Origin of the sequence: Streptomyces similanensis, assembly GCF_039543625.1 — a bacterium.
Lineage (GTDB): Bacteria > Actinomycetota > Actinomycetes > Streptomycetales > Streptomycetaceae > Streptomyces > Streptomyces similanensis.
The window spans coordinates 1-19,841 of record NZ_BAABKC010000021.1; the positions used below are offsets into that span (position 1 = coordinate 1).

At 73.5% G+C, this 19,841-nt stretch carries 14 protein-coding genes; 6 read left to right on the forward strand and 8 right to left on the reverse strand.

The features are described from left to right. Positions 1-48: 48 nt before the first annotated feature. Together ABEB07_RS08200 and ABEB07_RS08205 are read left to right on the forward strand one after the other, a co-directional pair. Positions 49-954: a carbohydrate ABC transporter permease gene (locus tag ABEB07_RS08200; protein WP_345667636.1), complete on the forward strand. Its 906-nt coding sequence runs from the start codon at positions 49-51 to the stop codon at positions 952-954. Positions 955-986: 32 nt separating this feature from the next. Continuing rightward, positions 987-2,348, forward strand: a complete 1,362-nt coding sequence (locus ABEB07_RS08205) for a GH1 family beta-glucosidase (protein WP_345667637.1) — start codon at positions 987-989, stop codon at positions 2,346-2,348. A 226-nt stretch (positions 2,349-2,574) separates the two neighbouring features. On the opposite strand, the gene ABEB07_RS08210 is transcribed toward ABEB07_RS08205, so the two are convergent. The 3 genes from ABEB07_RS08210 to ABEB07_RS08220 form a co-directional block, all read right to left on the reverse strand. Continuing rightward, positions 2,575-5,088, reverse strand: a complete 2,514-nt coding sequence (locus ABEB07_RS08210; RefSeq protein WP_345667638.1) for a beta-glucosidase — start codon at positions 5,086-5,088, stop codon at positions 2,575-2,577. Between the two features lie 116 nt (positions 5,089-5,204). Then, the gene (locus ABEB07_RS08215; RefSeq protein ID WP_164584832.1) at positions 5,205-6,296 is read right to left on the reverse strand and encodes a DUF1996 domain-containing protein; all 1,092 of its coding nucleotides are present in this window, start codon (positions 6,294-6,296) and stop codon (positions 5,205-5,207) included. A gap of 80 nt (positions 6,297-6,376) precedes the next feature. After that, a complete protein-coding gene (locus tag ABEB07_RS08220) occupies positions 6,377-8,560 on the reverse strand; it encodes a discoidin domain-containing protein (protein WP_345667639.1) in 2,184 nt (727 codons plus the stop codon). 317 nt (positions 8,561-8,877) lie between these two features. On the opposite strand from ABEB07_RS08220, the gene ABEB07_RS08225 reads away from it, so the two are divergent. Continuing rightward, positions 8,878-9,429, forward strand: a complete 552-nt coding sequence (locus ABEB07_RS08225) for a GNAT family N-acetyltransferase (RefSeq protein ID WP_345667640.1) — start codon at positions 8,878-8,880, stop codon at positions 9,427-9,429. 52 nt (positions 9,430-9,481) lie between these two features. Here ABEB07_RS08225 and ABEB07_RS08230 read toward each other — a convergent pair whose 3' ends face one another. After that, positions 9,482-10,447 carry a zinc-binding dehydrogenase gene (locus ABEB07_RS08230; RefSeq protein ID WP_345667641.1) on the reverse strand — a complete coding sequence of 322 codons (966 nt, stop codon included), beginning with the start codon at positions 10,445-10,447 and terminating at the stop codon, positions 9,482-9,484. Positions 10,448-10,528: 81 nt separating this feature from the next. Between ABEB07_RS08230 and ABEB07_RS08235 the strand changes: the two genes are divergently transcribed. Beyond that, positions 10,529-11,152 carry a TetR/AcrR family transcriptional regulator gene (locus ABEB07_RS08235; RefSeq protein WP_176147059.1) on the forward strand — a complete coding sequence of 208 codons (624 nt, stop codon included), beginning with the start codon at positions 10,529-10,531 and terminating at the stop codon, positions 11,150-11,152. On the opposite strand, the gene ABEB07_RS08240 is transcribed toward ABEB07_RS08235, so the two are convergent. Then, positions 11,142-12,560, reverse strand: coding sequence for a lamin tail domain-containing protein (locus ABEB07_RS08240; RefSeq protein WP_345667642.1), 1,419 nt, complete (start codon positions 12,558-12,560; stop codon positions 11,142-11,144). The two genes, ABEB07_RS08235 and ABEB07_RS08240, sit on opposite strands and share 11 nt — an antisense overlap. Before the next feature lie 195 nt (positions 12,561-12,755). On the opposite strand from ABEB07_RS08240, the gene ABEB07_RS08245 reads away from it, so the two are divergent. Both ABEB07_RS08245 and ABEB07_RS08250 read left to right on the forward strand, forming a co-directional pair. Beyond that, positions 12,756-14,705, forward strand: coding sequence for a bifunctional metallophosphatase/5'-nucleotidase (locus tag ABEB07_RS08245; RefSeq protein WP_345667644.1), 1,950 nt, complete (start codon positions 12,756-12,758; stop codon positions 14,703-14,705). A gap of 90 nt (positions 14,706-14,795) precedes the next feature. After that, positions 14,796-15,782, forward strand: a complete 987-nt coding sequence (locus ABEB07_RS08250) for an NAD-dependent epimerase/dehydratase family protein (RefSeq protein ID WP_345667645.1) — start codon at positions 14,796-14,798, stop codon at positions 15,780-15,782. A 15-nt stretch (positions 15,783-15,797) separates the two neighbouring features. Here ABEB07_RS08250 and ABEB07_RS08255 read toward each other — a convergent pair whose 3' ends face one another. From ABEB07_RS08255 to ABEB07_RS08265, 3 genes are all read right to left on the reverse strand, one after another. Further along, positions 15,798-16,148 (reverse strand): hypothetical protein, encoded by a 351-nt coding sequence (locus ABEB07_RS08255; protein WP_345667646.1) that lies wholly within the window; start codon positions 16,146-16,148, stop codon positions 15,798-15,800. 118 nt (positions 16,149-16,266) lie between these two features. Next, on the reverse strand, positions 16,267-17,088 hold the full coding sequence (locus tag ABEB07_RS08260; RefSeq protein WP_345667648.1) for a YceI family protein: 822 nt from the start codon (positions 17,086-17,088) through the stop codon (positions 16,267-16,269). Between the two features lie 142 nt (positions 17,089-17,230). Continuing rightward, positions 17,231-19,723: an MFS transporter gene (locus ABEB07_RS08265; RefSeq protein WP_459115375.1), complete on the reverse strand. Its 2,493-nt coding sequence runs from the start codon at positions 19,721-19,723 to the stop codon at positions 17,231-17,233. Positions 19,724-19,841: the final 118 nt, after the last annotated feature.

Sequence of the window (19,841 nt, forward strand, 5' to 3'; positions counted from 1 at the left end):
TCACCGGCCTCTACCTCCTGCTCACCTCCCGCGGAAGGAAGACAGCCGATGCCTGACACCCCCACCACCACCGCTCCCACCACCGTCACCGCCCGGCGCCCGGCCCGCTCCCCGATGGCCCCGCCCCGCTCCTTCCACTGGTCACGCCGCGTCTTCCTCACCCTGCTGACCGCCTTCGTCCTCCTGCCCGTCTACGTGATGGTCTCCAGCTCCCTCAAACCCTTGCAGGACGTCTCGGGCAAGTTCCGCTGGCTGCCCAGCGGCCTGACCATCCGCCCCTACATCGACATCTGGTCCACCATCCCCCTGGCCCGGTACTTCACCAACTCCCTCGTCGTCGCCGGCGCCGCCACCGCCGGATCCGTGGTCATCGCGGTGTTCGCCGCCTACGCCGTCAGCCGCTACTCCTTCCGCGGCAAACGCGTCTTCACCGTCACCGTCCTGTCCACCCAGATGTTCCCCGGCATCCTCTTCCTCCTCCCGCTGTTCCTCCTCTACGTCAACATCGGCAACACCACCGGCATCGCCCTGTTCGGCTCCCGCGGCGGACTGATCCTCACCTACCTCACCTTCACGCTGCCGTTCTCGATCTGGATGCTGATCGGCTACTTCGACTCCGTCCCCAAGGACCTGGACGAAGCGGCCCTGGTCGACGGCTGCGGCCCGCTGGGCGCCCTGTTCCGCGTCGTGGTCCCCGCCGCGATCCCCGGCATCGTCGCGGTCGCCGTCTACGCCTTCATGACCGCCTGGGGCGAAGTGCTGTTCGCCTCCGTCATGACCAACGACACCACCCGCACCCTCGCCGTCGGACTCCAGGGCTACTCCACCCTCAACGACGTGTACTGGAACCAGATCATGGCCGCCTCCCTCGTCGTCAGCGTCCCCGTCGTCGCCGGCTTCCTCCTCCTCCAGCGCTACCTCGTCGCCGGACTCACCGCGGGCGCGGTCAAGTAACCCCTCCCGCCCCCTCTTTCGAAAGGCCTCCCGTGTCCGACCCGATCGACCTCGCCGCCTTCCCCCCCGACTTCGCCTGGGGCACCGCCACTTCGGCCTACCAGATCGAAGGGGCCGCCGCCGAGGACGGCCGCGCGCCGTCCATCTGGGACACCTTCTCCCACACCCCGGGGAAGGTCGACAACGACGACCACGGCGACATCGCGTGCGACCACTACCACCGCTGGCCCGAAGACGTGGCCCTGATGAAGGAGCTGGGCACGGACGCCTACCGGCTGTCCCTCGCCTGGCCCCGGGTGGTGCCGGACGGCGGCGGTCCCGTCAACGCCAAGGGTCTGGACTTCTACGACCGGCTCATCGACGGCGTGCTGGAGGCCGGTCTCACCCCCAACGTCACCGTCTACCACTGGGACCTCCCGCAGGCCCTCCAGGACCGCGGCGGCTGGAACGAACGCGCCACCGCCGAACACCTCGCCCGCTACGCCTCGGTCGTCGCCGAGCGCCTCGGCGACCGGGTCACCCAGTGGGCCACCCTGAACGAACCGCTGTGCTCGGCCTGGATCGGCCACCTGGAGGGCCGGATGGCGCCGGGTCTGACCGACCTCACCACCGCCGTCCGCGCCTCCTACCACCTGCTGCTCGGCCACGGCCTGGCCGCCCAGGCGATCCGCGCCGCGGTGCCGGCCGCGCGGATCGGCCTGGTCACCAATCACTCCACCGTCGCGGCCGCCTCCACGCGCCCGGAGGACGTCGCGGCGGCCGCCCGGATGGACGGTCACACCAACCGTTGGTGGCTGGACCCGATCCACGGCCGCGGCTTCCCCGCCGACATGCGCGAACTGTACGGAGTCGAACTGCCCGAACAGGCGGGTGACTTGGAGACCATCGCCACCCCGATGGACTGGCACGGACTGAACTACTACTTCCCGGTCACGGTCGAGGACGACCCCACCGGCCCGGTCCCGTACGCCCGCGAGGTCCGGCTGCCCGACGTGCCGCGCACCGGCATGGACTGGCAGGTCGACGCCGACGGCCTGGAGAGCCTGCTGATGCGGCTCACCGACGACTACGGCGTCCGCCGCCTGTACGTCACCGAGAACGGCTCCGCCTTCCCCGACACCGTCGGCCCCGACGGCGCCGTCGACGACCCCGGCCGGACCCGCTACCTGGAACAGCACCTGGCGGCCTGCGCCCGCGCCGTCCGCAAGGGCGCCCCGCTGGCCGGCTACTACGCCTGGTCGCTGCTGGACAACTTCGAGTGGGCCTACGGCTACGACAAGCGCTTCGGCCTCGTCCACGTCGACTACGCCACCCAGAAGCGCACCGTCAAGACGAGCGGACGGCGCTACGCGGAGATCGTCCGCGCCCACCGCCAGGGCGATGCCACCGCCTGACCCCTCCCGTACGGAGCCCGTTCCGAGCCCGCTCTGATTCCGTACGGACCTCGTACGGACCGTACGCGCCCGCGCACCGCGGCCCCGTCCGCCGGACCCTACCCGGCGGACGGGGCCGCGGCCGTGCCGCACCCGGAGGGCGGCACCGGACCGGCGTTCCGCGTCCACGGTCACCGGTCCCGCCGGGGCCGGGCGTCCCCCCGTAACGCCCGGCCCCGCGCTCACCTCACCCGGCCTCGGTGACCGTGAGCGAGTCCTCCCACCGCACGTCGCCCGCCGAGCGCCCGACCAGGAGCCGGTAGGCGCCCGGCTCCGTGCGCCAGCCGGCGTCCGCCGGCGACCAGTGCCGCAGCGCACGGGCCGGCACCACCACCTCGGCGGTCGCCGTCGCGCCCGGCTCGGCGCGTACCGCGGCGTAGCCGGCGAACCAGCGCTCCGGCCGGTCCACGGCCGAACCGGGGCGGGCCAGATAGACCTGGACCACCTCGCGCCCCGCCCGCCGGCCGGTGTTGCGCAGCCCGACCCGGACGGTGAACGCCGCGCCTGCGGCCACCCGCGCCGGCGCGGCCACGCTTTCGTAGTCCCAGGTGGTGTAGCCGAGGCCGTGGCCGAACCAGTACGCGGGTGTGCGCCCGGCCTGCAGCCAGGCCCGGTAGCCGATGTGCAGGCCCTCGGTGTACTCCAGGACGCCGTCGGCGGACGGGCGGGTGTCGGTGACGGGGGCGTCCGCCAGCGCGGCCGCCCAGGTGGTGGGCAGCCGGCCACCGGGCTCCGCCCGGCCGAAGAGGACGTCGGCGACGCCGCCGCCCGCCTCCTGGCCCGGGAACCAGGTCAGCAGCACGGCGCCCACCTCCTCGCGCCAGGGAAGTTCGACGGGGCCGCCGCTGTTGACGACCACGACCGTGCGCGGATTGGCCGCGGCCACCGCGCGCACGAGTGCGTCCTGCCCGCCGCCGAGGGACAGACCGGTGCGGTCCTGCCCCTCGGTCTCACTGTGCTCGGTGGTGCCGACGAACACCACCGCGGCGTCCGCCCGCCGGGCGGCGTCGACCGCGGCGGCGAGGGCCGCCCCGGGATCCTCCTCGGGCGGCGCGGCGGCCAGGACGGTGGCCCGGCCGGTACCGGCCGCGAGTTCGCGCCGGGCCGTCAGGAGCACGGGCCGCCGCGCCGCGAGGACGGCCCGGACGGTGTGCACGGGCGGGGTGACGTGCACCACCGCCGGATCGTCGGTACGGCACGGGAAATCGTCGTCCAGCAGCACCTGTTCGTCGACGCGGAGCGACATGCGCCCGAACCCGCCGACGCCGAAGGCCCATTCACCGGCGCTCCGGGGCCGCAGCAGCGCGCTGATCTCCACCGTGTGCGCTCCCGGCACGAGCGTCGGCTCCAACTGGCGTCCCGACAAACGGTGTTCGGCGTGCAGTTCGCGGCCGTGCTCGTCCAGCAGCCGTACCAGTACCCCGGGCGCGCCCGACCGGGGATCCGTGCACCGGTCGGCGTCCACGGGAGCCGGCGGCAGGCCGAGCGACGGGCCGGGCCGGTGCAGCACCCGGGCCCGGCCGCGCAGCCGGGTGCGGATGCCGTCGAGCGGGCTGACCACGCCCGAGGGATGGACGCCGGCGCTGCCGCCGCCCTGGACGCGGGGCGTCGCCGCGTGCGCCCCGAGCACGGCGACGGTCGACAACGCGGCCGGGTCCAGCGGCAGTACGCCCTCCGCGTTGCGCACCAGCACGGAGCCGGCCGCGACGGCACGGCGCAGCAGGGCGCGGGCACCGCGCGCGGAGACCGCCGGGCCGCGGCGGGGCGCGCCCGGATCGAGCGCGCCCACCCGGTCGGCGAGCCGGAGCAGCCGCCGTACCTTGTCGTCCACGGCCTCCCGCGGCACCCGCCCGTCGGCCACCGCCTCGGCCAGCGACTCGGCCCACGGGCTGTGCGGGCCGGGCATCGCGAGGTCGAGCGCGGCGCGGGCCGGCTCCTCCGTGCTGCGCACGGCGGCCCAGTCGGAGACCGCGGCCCCGTCGAAGCCCCACTCGCCCTTGAGGACGTCGCCGAGCAGGTCGCTGGCGGTCATGGTGGCGCCGTTGACGCTGTTGTAGGCGGCCATGACGAGCCACACCCCGGCCTCGACGGCGGCCTCGAACGGCGCCAGGTACACCTCGCGCAGCACCCGTTCGGCGACCCGGACGTCGACGGAGAGCCGGTCGGTCTCCGAGTCGTTGGCGACGAAGTGCTTGGCCGTGGCCGCGACCCCGTGCGCCTGCACGCCCCGGATCAGGGCAGCGCCGGTGCGGCCGGTCAGTTCCGGGTCCTCCGAGAAGCACTCGAAGTGCCGGCCGCCCAGCGGGCTGCGGTGCAGGTTGAGGGTGGGCGCGAGGACGACGTCCACGCCCTTGCGGACGGCCTCGGTGGCCAGCAGCCCGCCCAGCCGCTCCAGCAGCTCCTCGTCCCACAGCGCGCCGAGGGCGGAGGCGGAGGGCAGCAGCGCGGAGGTGCGCCGTTCGTCCCAGCTCTCCCCGCGCACCCCGGCCGGCCCGTCGGACAGGACCAGCTGCCGCAGCCCGATGTCCGGCTCCGCCGCGGTGCGCCAGGTCGTGGCGCCGGTGAGCAGCCGTGTCTTCTGCTCCGGGCTCAGTTTGTCGATCAGCCGGTCGAGCAGGCCGTCCTCGATGCCGGGTCCGGCGCCCTCTCCCGTGCCGGGTCCGGCGCTGTCCTCGAAGCCGTCGTTGATGTCGTCGTTCATCCCCACCCCATGGTGTGCCGGTGAAGGCCGTCTCCCGCGGCGGGAGACGGCCGAGGGCCCGGCCCGCCCGGCGCGGGCGCGCGGGGCGGGCCGGGCCGGGCGGAACGGGCCGGCGGTCAGGGCAGCCGGTAGTCCGCGTTGAGGGCCGCGCCCGCCTCCGGGTGCGTCTGGTCGTACCCGCGGGCGTCGCACTGGAGGCCGCCCACGATGCAGTGGTCGACCATGGCCTTGAGCGTGCGGTCCTCCCAGCCGTTGAAGAAGTCGTAGTGGAAGGAGTAGCCGCGGCCGCTGGCCAGGCGCACCTGGGACATGTCGCCGTTGACCGGGAACGCCATCTTGAACTCGATCATCGGCAGCGCCACCGGGTGGTCGGCCGGGCACATGTTGTCGTTGGTGCCCGGCTTGACGACCGGATAGGCCATGTGGCTCTGGTGGTCCGGTGTGTCGAGGTACTTGCCGTCCCAGCAGCTGGGCGCCTGGAAACGGATGTTGAGCTGCACGTCGGCCCGGTTGGGACAGCTCGCCGGTATGTCGACGTTGAAGTAGCTGTCGCCGCACTCCCAGCCCTCGACGAAGCCCTTGAGGTGGCGGAACTCGTCGGCGCTCTGCATCGGGTTGCCCACCACGAACCGCAGCCCCTTGGGGAAGGGACGCACGCTGGTGTAGTCGGTGACGCCGGCCTTGTAGTAGATGGTCTGCGGTCCGACGGGCAGGATCTTCTGGTCGCCCTTGAACAGCGAGGGCATCCAGTACGCGGAGGCGTCGGCGGGCGCCTTGCAGGTGGTGGCGCCGCCGTCGAGGGAGGCGGTGGTGCTGTACGCGTTGGTCGAGGTGTTGCCCATGAACGTGTGGTCGTGGGACTTGCCGGGCTGGCCCGGGAAGACGATCGGGTCGTCCGGGGCGGTGTGCGTGACCGAGCAGTTGGCCTGGAACTCGTGGAAGTAGCGGGCCGGCGGGGTGGCCGTGGACGGGGTCACACCGGTGACCTGCGGCACGGCCGGGATGTAGCCGTCGCCGTCCGGGTCGTCGCCGGACGCCTGGGTGGACACGGCCATCGTGTGCCCGGTGTGGACGGCGCTCGCCGCCGCGGGTGTGTCACCGCCGGTGTCGGTGGCGGCGGAGGCGATGGTGCCGACGCCCAGGACGCTCGCGAGGAGGGCGGTGCCGAGGAGGAGTGCGGGGAGGCGCTTTCGCGGACTCGATCTCATGGGGTTCTCCTGCCCGTGGGGTGGGAAGAGGGACCGCGCACACGTGTGCGCGGGTGGTGCGCTCGTGCGGGGCACAGCGGTCAGCTGTAGACTCCCAGCTCGTGGAGGGAGTAGCCCCAGCTCGTGCCGCGGGCCGTGAGGTTCAGGCGCACGTAGCGGCCGGTGGCCGAGACGTCGAGGGTGTCCACGTCGCCGTCGCCGGAGGCGGTGGAGTACACCGAGCGCCAGGTGCTGCCGTCGTCGGACACCTGCACCTCGTAGGACTTGCCGTAGGCGGGGTCCCAGACCAGCTGGAGCTTGCGCAGCGGCTTGGACGCGCCCAGGTCGACCTGGAACCACTGCGGGTCGCTCCAGTCGCTGGCCCAGCGGGTGGCGGTGTTGCCGTCGACGGCCAGCTGCGGGGTGCAGGGGCAGTCGCCGTAGGACTGCTGGGAGGAGGAGGCGGTGGCCGGCCGGTTCAGCGCCAGGTTGGTGCCGCTCACCGGCGGGGCGACCACCTTGACGGACTTGGTCTCGATGCCGGCGTTGCCGTGCCCGTCCTCGGCCTGGAGGTACACCTTCCACACGCCGAGCTTCTGCGGGGCGGTGACGGCGAACGTCCCGTTCCCGGTCTGCCGCCACTTCGCCGCGACGAGTCCCTTGTCGCCGCTGGCGTAGTTGCCGCTGAGGAACACCTTGTACGTGATCGGGTCGCCGTCGGGGTCGCGGACGTCGGCGCGCACGGTGAACTCGCCGCCGGCCGGGGCGCTGGAGGCCGGGTCGACGGCCATGTTGCTGATCACCGGAGGCGTGTTGTCGCCCGCCGTCGAGCCGGTGTACGCCTTCTTCACGGCGTAGTACGACAGCCGCTTCAGCCCGTCGGGCACCAGGTTGAACCAGACGCCGCCGAAGTCGTGCTCGGTGCCGTAGTGGAACAACGTGGCGCCCAGGGCGACGCCCTGATGGGCCGTCACGCAGTTCCACGCCTTGGTGTAGCCGTCCGCCTTCTGCACGTCGGTCGGCTCGTCCGGGATGCCGTTGGCGTCGTTCGGCACCTCCCATTCGCCGGCCGGGCCGGTCTCGGTGATGATGTACGGCTTGGTGTAGCCGCCGTCGATCCAGTCCTGGCGGACCTTGCACACGTTGCTGTACGAGTTCATCGCGTACAGGTCCAGGTCGGGCGCGTTGCGCTTGTAGTACGGCCAGGCGCCGGTCCACGCGTCGGTGGAGGTGACCGGGTGGTCCGGGTCGATGCTGTGGATCTTCTTGGCGACGTCGTTGACGAAGCTGGTGTACGCGTTGCGCTCCGCCTCCAGATGGCTGCCGCTGTAGCAGTTCTGGAGGCCGAGCACCGATTCGTTGCCGACGTTCCACATCAGCGTCGCCGGGTGGCTCTTGTACGCCTCCACCCACTTGGCGAACTCGGTCAGCGAGTTGTTCTTGTACGTCGTGTCGGTGACGTAGTCGACGCAGCCGCCCGCGCCCGGACCGCCGCCGGGCTGGAGCCAGAAGCCGTTGATGACGCGGATGCCGTTGGCCGCAGCCGCGTCCAGGAGCGTCTTGCTGGACGCGTCGGTGCCCCAGGTGCGGATGGTGTTGGCGCCCATCGCCTTCACGTCCGGCAGGTACTTGGGGCCGTCGGAGACCGCCGGGCCCCACGTCACTCCCTTGACGGTGTAGGGCTGGCCGCCCGCCGTCAGACGCCAGTTGCCCTGGCTGCCCTCGACCTTGACCGCGCCGCCCGAGGAGGGCGGCGGGGTGGTGCCGCCGCCGGGCGTGCCGTAGACCTGGAACTCCCACAGCGAGTAGCCGTATCCGCCGGAGCGGGCCAGGCCCTGCATCCGCACGTAACGGCCGGTCCCGGAGAGGGCGAGGTCGTCGGTGCCGCCGTCGCCGCCGGTCACCGTCTTCAGGGTGTGCCAGTCGGCGCCGTTGTCGGAGGCCTGGATCTCGTAGTTCTTGCCGTAGGCCGACTCCCAGGTCAGGACGACGCGGCTGAGGGTGGACTGCTGCCCCAGGTCGACCTGGATCCACTGCTGGTCGCTCCACTGGCTGGCCCACCGGGTCCCGGTCAGGTTGCCGTCCACCGCCAGGCCGGCCGCGTAGCCGTCCCCTTCCTGGGAGGAGGCGGTGGCGGCCTTGCCCTGGGACAGGAGGGCGTCGGCCGCGTGCGCGCCCGGCGCGACGGCGACGGTGAGCGACGAGGCGAGCAGGGCGCCGAGCGCCAGCAGGGGGACGGCGGCCCGGCGTGGGGGAGAGGCGGCGGTGGCGGGGGATCTGAACACGGATGCTCCTGGAGAGTCGGCTCGGTGCGGGTGCGGCCCCTCCGGGCGGGGTGCGGGGCGGGCTGGGTCCGACCCGGAGGGAGCCGTTCGCCGGGTGCGCGCCGCGGGCGGTGCGGACCCGGAGCGCGAGGTGCGGGAGAGCGCTCTCCCGCACCATGCCCGCCCGCCATGCCTCGGTCAAGACGTTGAACCGACTTTCCTTTAGGCTTTGCTTAAGCCTCTGAATCCCTTGTCTCCGACGCTTGACCGGCCGGCAGGGCCGGGAGCGCGCCGAAAACGGGATGCGCGCCTCCGGTCCGGGTTCCTACCCTCCGGGCATGGAACTGCGCGAAGAATTGCCGGCCGACCGGCGGGCCGTACGGGACGTCCACCTGCGGGCGTTCGGCGATCACGGCCTCGTCGTGGCCGACCTGGTCGACACCCTGCGGAACACCGTCACACCCGACGACGGGCTCTCCCTGGTGGCCGAGGAGGACGGGCGGATCGCCGGGCACATCATGTTCACCCGCAGTCTGCTCGACGCCCCCCGGCGGCTGGTCGAGGTGCAGGTGCTCAGCCCGCTCGCCGTGCTGCCCGCCTTCCAGCGGCGCGGTGTCGGCACGGCCCTGGTCCGGCGCGGAGCGGCGGCCCTCGCCGAGCGGGGCGTCCCCCTGATCTTCCTGGAGGGCGACCCCGGCTACTACGCGCGTCACGGCTTCGTCCCCGGCGGCGGCCTCGGCTTCCGCAAGCCGTCCCTGCGCATCCCCGACGGCGCCTTCCAGGTCCTCGCCCTCCCGGACCACCAGCCCTGGATGACGGGAACACTGGTCTATTCCGAGCCGTTCTGGCGCCATGACGCGGTCGGGCTGCGCGAGACCGACACGGAGTGAGACGGAGTGCGTCGGAGTGCGGCGCATGAGCGTCTTCGGGGAGGCCGCCGGCTCAGGGCGTCAGCACGATCCTGCCGAACACCTCGCCCGTGTCCATCCTCCGGTGGGCCGACACCGCCTCGCCGAGCGGCAGCACCTCGTGCACGACCGTGCGCAGGACGCCGCGCGCCGCCTCTGCGAACTGGGCCGACCGCACGGCCCGCCGCTCGGGCCCTGGCACACTGTCCGAGCTGAACGTGGCGAACGACAGCGACTTCCGGAAGGCGGCCAGCAGCCGCGTGCCGAAGTCGGCCGGCGGCTGCCCGCCCACCACGCCGACGGCCACGAACCGCCCGTTGGCGTTCAACCGGTCCAGGAAATACGGCAGCCGGGGACCGCCGACGACGTCGATCACCACGTCGAAACCCGACGGCGCGTCCGGGCCGCCGCCCCCACCGGAGCGGTCCAGGACGTGCGTCGCGCCCAGGTCCCGCAGCCGGTCGCCCCGTTCGGCCGACGCGGTGGTGACCACCACCGCGCCCGCACCGCCCCGGGCCGCGAGCTGCACCGCCGTGACGCCGATGCTGCCCGCCGCACCGCGCACCAGCACCGACTCACCCGGCGCGAAACGGGCACGCTCCAGGGCGAAATGAGCGACCGGGCCCGAGCCGCCGAGCGTCACCGCGTCGGCGCACGTCAGCCCCTCGGGCAGCGCGAGGACGTCCTCGACCGCGGCGACGGCCCGCTCGGCGTACCCGCCGGACAGACCGGTGAACGCCCACACCCGCCGCCCCGTCCACGAAGCGTCCACCCCCGCGCCCACCGAGGTCACCGTCCCCGCCACCTCGCTGCCCAGCAGATGCCCCTCCCGGAAGCCGTACGCGGCCAACTGCCCCCGGCGGATCACGGCGTCCACCCCGCCCACCCCGATCGCCGCCACGGCGATGCCCACCTGCCCGGGCCCGGGGACGGGTGCGGGCACCTCGACCACCTCCAGTCCGTCGGCGTCCCCGAACGTCCTGATCACCACGGCTCGCATCCCCGCTCCTCCGGTCGGTCGGCCACCATCGCTGTCGGACCGTAGTCGGCGCACCCGCCCGGTTGGTTAAAATGAGAGACGATGACCGGCCATTTGCCTCACCCCGCGCGCTCCGACGCCCGCGACAACCGGGCCCGCATCCTGGCCGCCGCCCGCGCGGTGTTCGGCGAGGCGGGCCTTGGCGCGCCCGTGCGGGAGGTCGCCCGGCGCGCGGACGTCGGTCCCGCCACGCTCTACCGGCACTTCCCGGCCAAAGGGGACCTGATCGCGGCGGCCTACGCCGACCAGCGGCGCGTGTGCCGGAGCATCGTCCACGACGCCCTCGCCGAGCCCGACCCGTGGCACGGGTTCCGGAGCCTGATCGAGCGCGTCTGCGAACTCCACGCGCTCAGCCGGGGGTTCGCCGACGCCTTCATGACCGCCCACCCCGAGGCCATGGACTTCGCCGCCGACCGGGAACCGGCCCTGCGCGCGGTGGCCGAACTGGCCCGCCGCGCCCAGCGGACCGGCCGTCTGCGCCCCGGCTTCGTCGTCGACGACCTGGTCCTGATGCTCATGGCGCACCGGGGACTTCAGGACGTGCCGCAGGCCGCCCGGCCCGCGGCCTCCCGCCGCTTCGCCGCCTATGTGATCGAGGCGTTCCGCGCCGTACCGGAGGCGGCGGCGCCCGCACCGCTGCCGCCTCCGCCGTGCCTCAGCAGGTGATGCTGCCCCGGCGCAGCGCGTGGCCGCCGTCGTCGGCGTCGTCGGCCCAGTAGACGGGCTTGGCGCCGGCCACGCACTCGTCGGCGCCGGCCAGGGCGAAGCCCTCATTGTTGTAGTCGGGCATGCCGCTGGGACGGTCGTAGACCGCGGTGGTGGCGAAGGCGCCGGTGGCGTCCACCCGCAGGGTGCGGTGCTCGCCGTGGCAGGTGTCGTCGCAGACGACCCACAGCCGCGACGCCTGCGGCTCCCACTGGAGTTCCATCACGCCGCTCATGCCGCTGCTGACGGAGGCGACGCGGGTGAAGGCGCCGGAGTCCTGGAGGACGTAGCCGTAGACCATGCCGGTGCCCTCGACGCCGACGAAGAACACCCCGGCGCCGTGCGCGCCGTAGCGGGACGGGTCGTACGCCGCACCGGTCGAGGCGTCCTTGAAGCCGGCCCCGGTCAGATAGGTGTCCGGCACCCAAGTGACGCCCTCAAGACCCAGGTTGGAGCCGACCGGGGGGAGGTCGGCGGTGAGGTTCCACTCCTTGGCGGCGGTCAGCGTCGAACCGGTCCCGCTCACGTCGTACTTGAGCACGGACAGCCGGCTGGTGCCGGAGGCGGCGCCGTCGCGCTCGGTGGCCACGAACACTCCGGCGGCCGAGCCGGAGCCGGTGAGGGTCACGCCCTCGTCGTCGGGGCTGCCGGAACCGCCGGGGTAGCGCAGGGTCTTGCCGGCCGACCAGCCGCCGGACGTGTCGGGCTTCCAGCCGCCGGAGCCGTCCCGCACCAGGCGCCACAGCTTCCCGCTGTTCTGGGCGCCCCACAGCACGCCGCCCTCCTGGTAGAGGCCGCTGAGGTCCTCGCCGAAGACGTCGGCGCCGTCCGCGGTGGTGACCGTGGCGCTGCCCGGCCAGGCCACCGGAGCGGTCGTCCCGCCGCCGCTGCCGCCGCAGTCGTTGGGGCCGCCCAGGGTGAGCGCGGCCGCCTTGAAGGCGCCGGTGCCGTCGGGGCAGCGCGACCAGGACGGGGCGGAGTGCTTGGTCCAGGAGAAGCTGTCGACCAGGGTCTTGCCGTCCGCCAGGAACAGCCGGGCCTGGTCGCTGGAGCCGAGACCGAACTGCGCGTGGACGTCGAAGGCGCGGAAGGCGCCGGGCGCGAGCGTGGTGCCGGAGGGGATCGCGTACCGGGAGCCGTTGTCGTCGTCCTTGAGGATCCAGCCCGAGACGTCGACCGCGGCGGCGCCCTTGTTGTACAGCTCGATCGAGTCGTTGACGTCCCCGGTGGTCACCACCTCGTTGACGCGGATGTCGTCGGCCGGGGCCGCGTGAGCCGGCACGGTGAGCGCGCCGGCGGCCAGCAGCGGCCCCGCGACGAGGAAGAGGGCGAGACCACGGCGCCGGCGGCGGGCGATCGATGCAGTCACGGATTCCGTCCTGGGATGGTTCGGGGGGAGCAGGGCGGCATCAGTTTTCCGCCACCGGCCGAACGGCACTCCCGCCGCCAGGCGGACGGCCCGTGAACGATCGCCGAAATTCACCCCCGGTCCGCCTCGACTCTGTCGCCGCGCCCCGCGCCCGTGCTTGACTCCTGGGCCGTTGCGACGACCCAGGAGGGCCTGATGGCGCGAGAGTTCGGACGACGCACCTTCCTCACCGCGGCCGGGGCCGCCGTCACCACGGCGGCGGTCGGCACCCCCGCCCACGCCACGGACGACGCACGGGACGCGGCCACCGCCGACGACCTGGTGGACGTACAACTGCTCAACATCACCGATCTGCACGGCTACTTGCAGGCGGCGCCCGGCGGCACCGCCGTCATCACCGGCGCCGGCGGCAGAACGTACAGCGTCGGCGGGGTCGCCTACCTGGCGACGCACCTGGAGCGACTGCGCGACGGACGCCGCAACTCCCTCTTCTTCGCACCCGGAGACCTCTTCTCCGGCTGGGAGTTCGCCGCCGAGAGCCTCGCCGACGAGCCGACGATCGAGGCGCTCAACCGGCTCGGCCTGGACTTCGCGACCGCGGGCAACCACGAGTTCGACAAGTCCCCGCAGTTCCTGACCGCGCACATGGAGGACGGCGTGCCCTTCCCGCGCGCCGGCCGGGACGACGCCTTCCCCGACTCCACCGGACACCGCTTCCGGGGCGCCGACTTCCGCTACTACAGCGCCAACATGGTGTGGTCGCGCACCGGCCGCACCGTGCTGCCGCCGTACAACATCGAGTGGGTGGACGCCGGGCACGGCCGCAGACTGCCGATCGGGTTCATCCACCTGACCGCCGTGGGCACCGACACCGGCTCCACCTCCTACCAGCCCGCCCTGTCCTCCCTGGACGAGGTGGCCACCGCCAACCGCGCCGCCGCCGAACTGAAGGCCCGCGGCGTCCACGCGATCGTGCTGAGCATGCACGACGGCGCGGTCGCCGGCAGCGACTTCGACTCCGGCAGCAACCCCTCGGGCCCCGCCTACGACCTGGCCCGCCAGGTCTCCCCGGACATCGACGCCATCGTCACCGGCCACTGGCACTGCCGCTTCAACATGATGGTCCCCGACCCCGACGGCGTGCCCCGCCCGTTCGTCGAGGCCGGCTGCCACGGCCAGGTGATCAACGAGATCAGCCTGCGCCTCGACCCGCGCACCGGCAAGGTCGTCCGCGCCCTGACCACCTCCACCAACCACCCCAACACCCGCGACGTCACCCCCGACCCGGAACTCAAGGAAGTCGCCGACTACTGGACGGGATACGCCGCCGAGCGCGCCCGCACCCCCCTCGGCAGCCAGACCGCCTCCTTCACCCGCGCCCGTGACAACAGCGGCGAAAGCACCATGGGCGACCTGGCGGCGGACTGGGCCCTGTGGGCCGGGCGGCAGCCGCTCGGCCCGATGAACGACGGCAACGACCAGCCCAACACCCCCGCCGAACTCGCCCTGATCGTCGCCGCGCCGCAGGTCGGCCAGAGCGTCATCAACCACGACCTCGCCTTCGACAGCGCGTCCGGGGGCGCCGTCACCTTCGGCCAGGCATGGAACGCCATCGGCTACGGCGACCCGATCCTCACCGTCACGGTCGACGGCAGGCAACTGCACGACGCCCTCGAACAGCAGTGGACCACGGCGGCCGACGGCACCCTGCGCTTCGCGCCGCTCGCCGTGTCCGCCAACGTCCGCTACGCCTTCGACGCCACCGGCCCGGTCGGCGACCGCGTCGATCCGGCCGACGTCCTCGTCGACGGCCGGCCCCTGGACCCGGACCGCCGCTACCGGCTGGCCGCGACCGCGTACACCCTGCTGGGCGCCGACGGGTTCACCGCGTTCGCCGGCTTCACCGCACCGGTCCGCCACACCCGCGACTTCGAGAGCTTCGTGGCGTTCGTCCGGGCGCACCCGCGGCTCACCCCCGCCGAACGCGACCGGGTGACGGCCGCCAACTCCGCCGCCCCCTCGGCCCGTCTCGGCGAGACCGCCACGGCGGCGCCCCGCGCCCTCGGCCGCGACGGCGCCGTCGCCTCCCGCACCGAGGCCGCCCAACTCACCCGCGCCGGCAACACGTTCCGCGTGCCCTGCTGACACCGCGCCCCGCCGCGGACCCCGCTCTGCCCCTGGCAGAAGCCCCTTGGAGCGAGCGCGCCGCACTGGTTGGCTTCGGGCATGGAGAACATGGAGATTCTGGTCCTCGGCGGTACGGCCTGGCTGGGACGCGAGGTGTCCCGGCAGGCCGTCGAGCGCGGCCACCGCGTGACCTGTCTGGCCCGCGGCGGCAACGGAGCGGTGGCGCGCGGCGCGCACCTGGTGACCGCGGACCGCCGCGACCCCGACGCGTACGCGTCCCTGCCCCGCCAGGACTGGGACGCGGTGGTCGAGGTGTCCTGGCAGCCCGGCTTCGTACGGCGGGCGCTCACGGAGCTGGGCGCGCGGGCACGGCACTGGAGCCACGTCTCCTCGGTCAGCGCCTACGGCTCGCACGGCGAGCCCGGCGCGGACGAGTCCGCCGCCCTGCTGCCGGCCACGGACCGGGAGGAGGCCGGACAGGAGCTGTACGGCGAGGCCAAGTCCGCCTGCGAGACCCTCACCCGTACGGCCCTCCCCGACCGCCACCTGATCGCCCGCGCCGGGCTCATCGGCGGCCCCGGCGACCACACCGGCCGCTCCGGCTACTGGGTGACCCGCGCCGCCCGGGACCCCGAGGCGCCGCTCCTCGTCCCCGACACCCCCGACGCCCCGACGCAGGTGATCGACGTACGCGACCTGGCGGCCTGGCTCCTGGACTCCGCGGAACGCGGAACCACCGGCGTCCACAACGCGCTGGGCCCCACGATGCCCTTCGCCGACTGGGTCGAGCTGTCGCGCCTGGTCGGCGGACACACCGGGCCGGTCGTCACGGTGCCGTCCGAGCTGCTGACGGCGCACGGAGTGGTCCAGTACATGGGCCCCGGCTCCCTGCCCCTGTGGCTGGTCGAACCGGGCTCGGAGGGCTGGGCGGCGCGCGACGGCTCCGCCGCCGTCCGGGCGGGCCTGCGCCACCGCTCCCGCACCGGACTCCTCACCGACACCCTGCGCTGGGAACGCGAGGAGGGCCTGCACCGGCCCCGCCGCGCGGGCCTCACCCAGGACAGGGAACGCGAGCTCCTGGCGGCCCTGGCCTGAGTGAAGCCGCCGCGGTCACGGCGAGAGGAGACCGGCGACGGCGATCTCGACCTCGTCACCCGCCCGGAGGAGCTCCCGGACCCGCCAGGTGCGGCCGTCGACCGACGTGCCGGCGGCGGTGGTGTACGCGGGGACGACCAGCACCGCGCCCGCCGGGGTCCCGGTGCGCAGCTGCGCCGCGGTGAGCACGCCGTCGGAGAAGCGCAGGTCCACGTCGAGGGGCGACGGGTCGGCCGCGAAGGCGCCCGGGTCCGACAGGCCCTGGACCCGGCAGCGGGCGCCGGGGAACAGGTGGGTGTGGGCGCAGACGGCCGGAAACGTGTCCGTGCCGTCCGCGCCCGCGCCGGCGGGCTCGGCCTCGGGCATGGGCGCTGCTCCCTCGTGCGTACGGCGGCGACGGACAGGTGCCCGGTGAGGTTAGCCCACGCCCGCGCCGGAGCCGGGGAGGCCGGGCCCGTACGCGGGACGCGTCGCCCCCGCTCGCTCAGGCGGTGGGGAGGGTGTCTCCCTGGACGGCCTGGATGTCGAGTTCGATTCTGAGGGTGGTGCCGATGGCGGCGATGCCTGCCTGGAGGATCTGGTTGTAGTTCATGGCGAAGTCCTCGCGGCGCAGTTCGGTGGTGGCGCGGAAGGCGGCGCGGGTGCCGCCCCAGGGGTCGGCGCCGGTGCCGAGGTAGGCGAGGCGGAGGTCGACGGGTCGGGCGATGCCGTGCATGGTGAGTTCGCCGTGGACGGTCCAGTGGTCGGGGCCGTCGGCGGTGAGGTGGGTGGAGCGGTAGGTGATGTGGGGGTGGTGTTGGGTGTCGAGGAAGTCGGGGGAGGTGAGGTGCTGGTCGCGCAGGGTGTTGCCGGTGTCGATGGAGGCGGCGTGGATGACGGCTTCGACGCGGGACTTGGTGATGTCGTCGGGGGCGATGTCGAGGGTGGCGGTGAAGTCGGTGAAGCGGCCGTGGACGCTGGAGATGCCGAGGTGCTGGGCGACGGCGGCGACGGAGGAGTGGGCGGGGTCGACGGTCCAGGGGCCGGGCGGGGGCAGTTCGCTGCCGCCCTGGCGGGCCAGGGTGAGGGTGCCGATCTCGGCGCGGCCGCTGGCGGTGACGAGGGCGCTGGCGGCGGTGGGCTGGTAGCCGACGGCGGTGACGATGACGGTGTGGGCGCCGGGCGCCAGGTGGGTGGTGTCGCGGACGGCGCCCTCGTGGTCGGCCTCGGCGCGCAGTACCTGGGCGCCGGTCATGTCGGTCACCGTGACGACCGCGTGCGACACGGCCCATCCGTCCCGGGTGCGGATCCTCGCGGTCAGTCCCATCCCGTTTCTCTCTCCCTGCGGAGCCCCGCGGCACCGCTCTGCGGCGGTGCGGCGTGACTCGGTCGTGATGTCGTGAAGTGGCCGGCCCGCGGCCAAGGCGCGTCGTTTCGCGGACGCGCCCCGGCCGCGGGCCGGCTGTGGGTTACTCGCCGGGGTGGGCGAGGTGGATGTCGTGGCCGTCGACGCCGTGGCCGGTGACGGTCAGGGCGGTGGCGGCCGGGGGGTAGCCGGTGGCGATGACGGTGTAGTCGCCGCTGCCGAGGTCGCTGAAGGCGTAGGCGCCGTCGGTGCCGGTGGTGGCGGTGGCGACCACGTTGCCCGCCGCGTCGACCAGGGTGACGCGGGCGTCGGCCAGGGGGCCGTGCGGGGCCCGCACCACGCCCTGGAGCTGCGCGCCGGCGTCCAGGTCGATCCCGACGCGGGTGACGCCGGTACCGCCGATCTCGACGGGCAGGGCGCGGGGGCGGTGGCCGGCGGCGTTGACCGCGACGGTGACCGCGCCCGGCACCAGCTCCGTGAAGGAGAACGCGCCGTCCTCCCCGGTGGTCCCGGTGGCGAGCAGGTCGCCGCGTACGTCGGTGACGATCACCATGGCGTCCTTGACCGGCAGTCCGCTGTCGGCGGAGCGGACCGTGCCGGTGAGGCCGCTGGTGCCGCTGAGCAGGATGTCGAAGGCGACCGGCTCGTCGTTGACCACGACGGTGGAGGCCTGCGGCTGGAACCCGTCCGCGGAGGCGATCAGCACGTACGAGCCCGCGCCCGGCGCGTCGATCGTGTAGGCGCCGTCGGCCCGCGCGGCCGAACGGCCCAGCTGACGGCCCGCCAGCGAGATCAGCGTCACCGCCGCCCGCGCCACCGGAGCACTCTCCGCACCCCGCACGAACCCGCGCACCGCAATCCCGCCGCCCGCACCGGAACCCGCTCCCTCAGGAGCGAGGGTGGCCACCGCGGACAGCCGCTGGGTGCCCTCCGGACCCGCCTCGGCGCCGGAGTCCGCGCCGGCCCAGCTGGGCACCCGCTGCGCGGCCGGGGTGAACGTGTCGGCCACGGCGGCCTCCGCCGCCGGGACGTCTGCCCCGGCGACTGCCGGAGCGGCGGCGGGGGTCTGCTGCTGGGCCGCCTGGGCCAGCGCACCGGTGGTACGCAACGGAACCTCCTTGATGAACAGCACGACGAGGAAGGCGATGAACGCGCAGGGCGCGGCGTAGAGGAAGGCGTCGGCGATGCCGTGGCCGTAGGCGCCCTCCAGCCAGGTGCGCACCGCGCGGGGCAGCGCGTCCATGTCGGGCAGCGCGCCGTCGGCGCTCATCGCCTTGGCGGCGGCGGCCCGCGCGTGCGGGCTCAGAGACATGAGGGTGTCCTTGGCGTGGTGGCTGATGCGGGTGGACATCACCGAGCCGAGCACACCGACGCCGACCGCGCCGCCGAGGGTACGGAAGAAGCTGACCGTCGAGGACGCCGCGCCGAGATCCTGCGGGGCGACCTGGTTCTGGGTGGAGAGCACCAGGTTCTGCATCGTCATGCCGACGCCGACGCCGAGCAGCGCCATGTAGATCGACAGGTGCCAGTACGGGGTGTCGTAGCGCATCGTGCCGAGCAGGCCGAGGCCCGCGGTCAGGCACGCGCCGCCGGCCACCAGCCAGGCCTTCCAGCGGCCGGTGCGGGTGATGATCTGGCCGGAGACCATGGAGGCGACGAACAGGCCGCCGATCATCGGGATCGTCATGACGCCGGACATCGTCGGGGACTTGTCGCGGGCCAGCTGGAAGTACTGCGAGAAGAACACGGTGCCCGAGTACATGCCGACACCGACGAAGAGCGAGGCGAGCGACGCCAGCGCGATGGTGCGGTTGCGGAACAGGCGCAGCGGGATGATCGGCGCGCTCGCCCGGGTCTCCACGAACACGAACAGCAGCGCCAGCACGATCACGCCGCCCACCATCGTGAACGTCTGCCACGACACCCAGTCGTACTTGTCGTTCGCGAAGGTGACCCAGAGCAGCAGCAGGGAGGCCGCGGCGGTGATCAGGAAGGCGCCGCCCCAGTCGACCTTGACCTGGCGCTTGGCGACCGGCAGGTGCAGCGTCTTCTGGAGCACCAGCAGGGCGATCAGGGCGAAGGGGATGCCGACGAACAGGCAGTAGCGCCAGCCCAGCCACGAGGTGTCGGTGATGACACCGCCGAGCAGCGGGCCGCCGACGGTGGCGACGGCGAACGTGGCGCCGGTGTAGCCGGAGTAGCGGCCGCGCTCCCGGGGCGCGATCATCGCGGCCATGATGACCTGCACCAGCGCGGACAGACCGCCCGCGCCCAGGCCCTGCACGACGCGCGCGGTGATCAGCATGGCCGGGTTCTGCGCCAGGCCCGCTATGACCGAGCCCGCGACGTAGATCACCAGGGCTATCTGGACGAGCGCCTTCTTGCTGAGCAGGTCCGAGAGCTTGCCCCACAGCGGCACCGAGGCCGTCATGGCGAGCAGCGCCGCGGTGACGACCCAGGTGTACGCCGACTGGCCGCCGCCCAGGTCCTTGATGATCGTCGGCAGGGCGTTGGTGACGATCGTCGAGGACAGGATGGCGGCGAACAGCCCGAGCAGCAGCCCGGACAGCGCCTCCATGATCTGACGGTGCGTCATCGGGGCGTCGTCCGGGGAGTGGGCGTCGCCCCCTCGCCGCGCGTGGGCCCGCACACCGGCTGGTGTGGTCGTTGCCATGGACTTCCTTTGCTTACGTGCTTGCGGGTGTACGGGTGGT

Bases quoted from the DNA above. Each gene is read 5' to 3' on its own strand.
- ABEB07_RS08200 (WP_345667636.1), top strand. From the start codon at position 49: ATGCCTGACACCCCCACCACCACCGCTCCCACCACCGTCACCGCCCGG.
- ABEB07_RS08210 (WP_345667638.1), bottom strand. From the start codon at position 5,088: ATGAACGACGACATCAACGACGGCTTCGAGGACAGCGCCGGACCCGGC.
- ABEB07_RS08215 (WP_164584832.1), bottom strand. From the start codon at position 6,296: ATGAGATCGAGTCCGCGAAAGCGCCTCCCCGCACTCCTCCTCGGCACC.
- ABEB07_RS08225 (WP_345667640.1), top strand. From the start codon at position 8,878: ATGGAACTGCGCGAAGAATTGCCGGCCGACCGGCGGGCCGTACGGGAC.
- ABEB07_RS08230 (WP_345667641.1), bottom strand. From the start codon at position 10,447: ATGCGAGCCGTGGTGATCAGGACGTTCGGGGACGCCGACGGACTGGAG.
- ABEB07_RS08235 (WP_176147059.1), top strand. From the start codon at position 10,529: ATGACCGGCCATTTGCCTCACCCCGCGCGCTCCGACGCCCGCGACAAC.
- ABEB07_RS08245 (WP_345667644.1), top strand. From the start codon at position 12,756: ATGGCGCGAGAGTTCGGACGACGCACCTTCCTCACCGCGGCCGGGGCC.
- ABEB07_RS08250 (WP_345667645.1), top strand. From the start codon at position 14,796: ATGGAGATTCTGGTCCTCGGCGGTACGGCCTGGCTGGGACGCGAGGTG.
- ABEB07_RS08255 (WP_345667646.1), bottom strand. From the start codon at position 16,148: ATGCCCGAGGCCGAGCCCGCCGGCGCGGGCGCGGACGGCACGGACACG.
- ABEB07_RS08260 (WP_345667648.1), bottom strand. From the start codon at position 17,088: ATGGGACTGACCGCGAGGATCCGCACCCGGGACGGATGGGCCGTGTCG.
- ABEB07_RS08265 (WP_459115375.1), bottom strand. From the start codon at position 19,723: ATGACGCACCGTCAGATCATGGAGGCGCTGTCCGGGCTGCTGCTCGGG.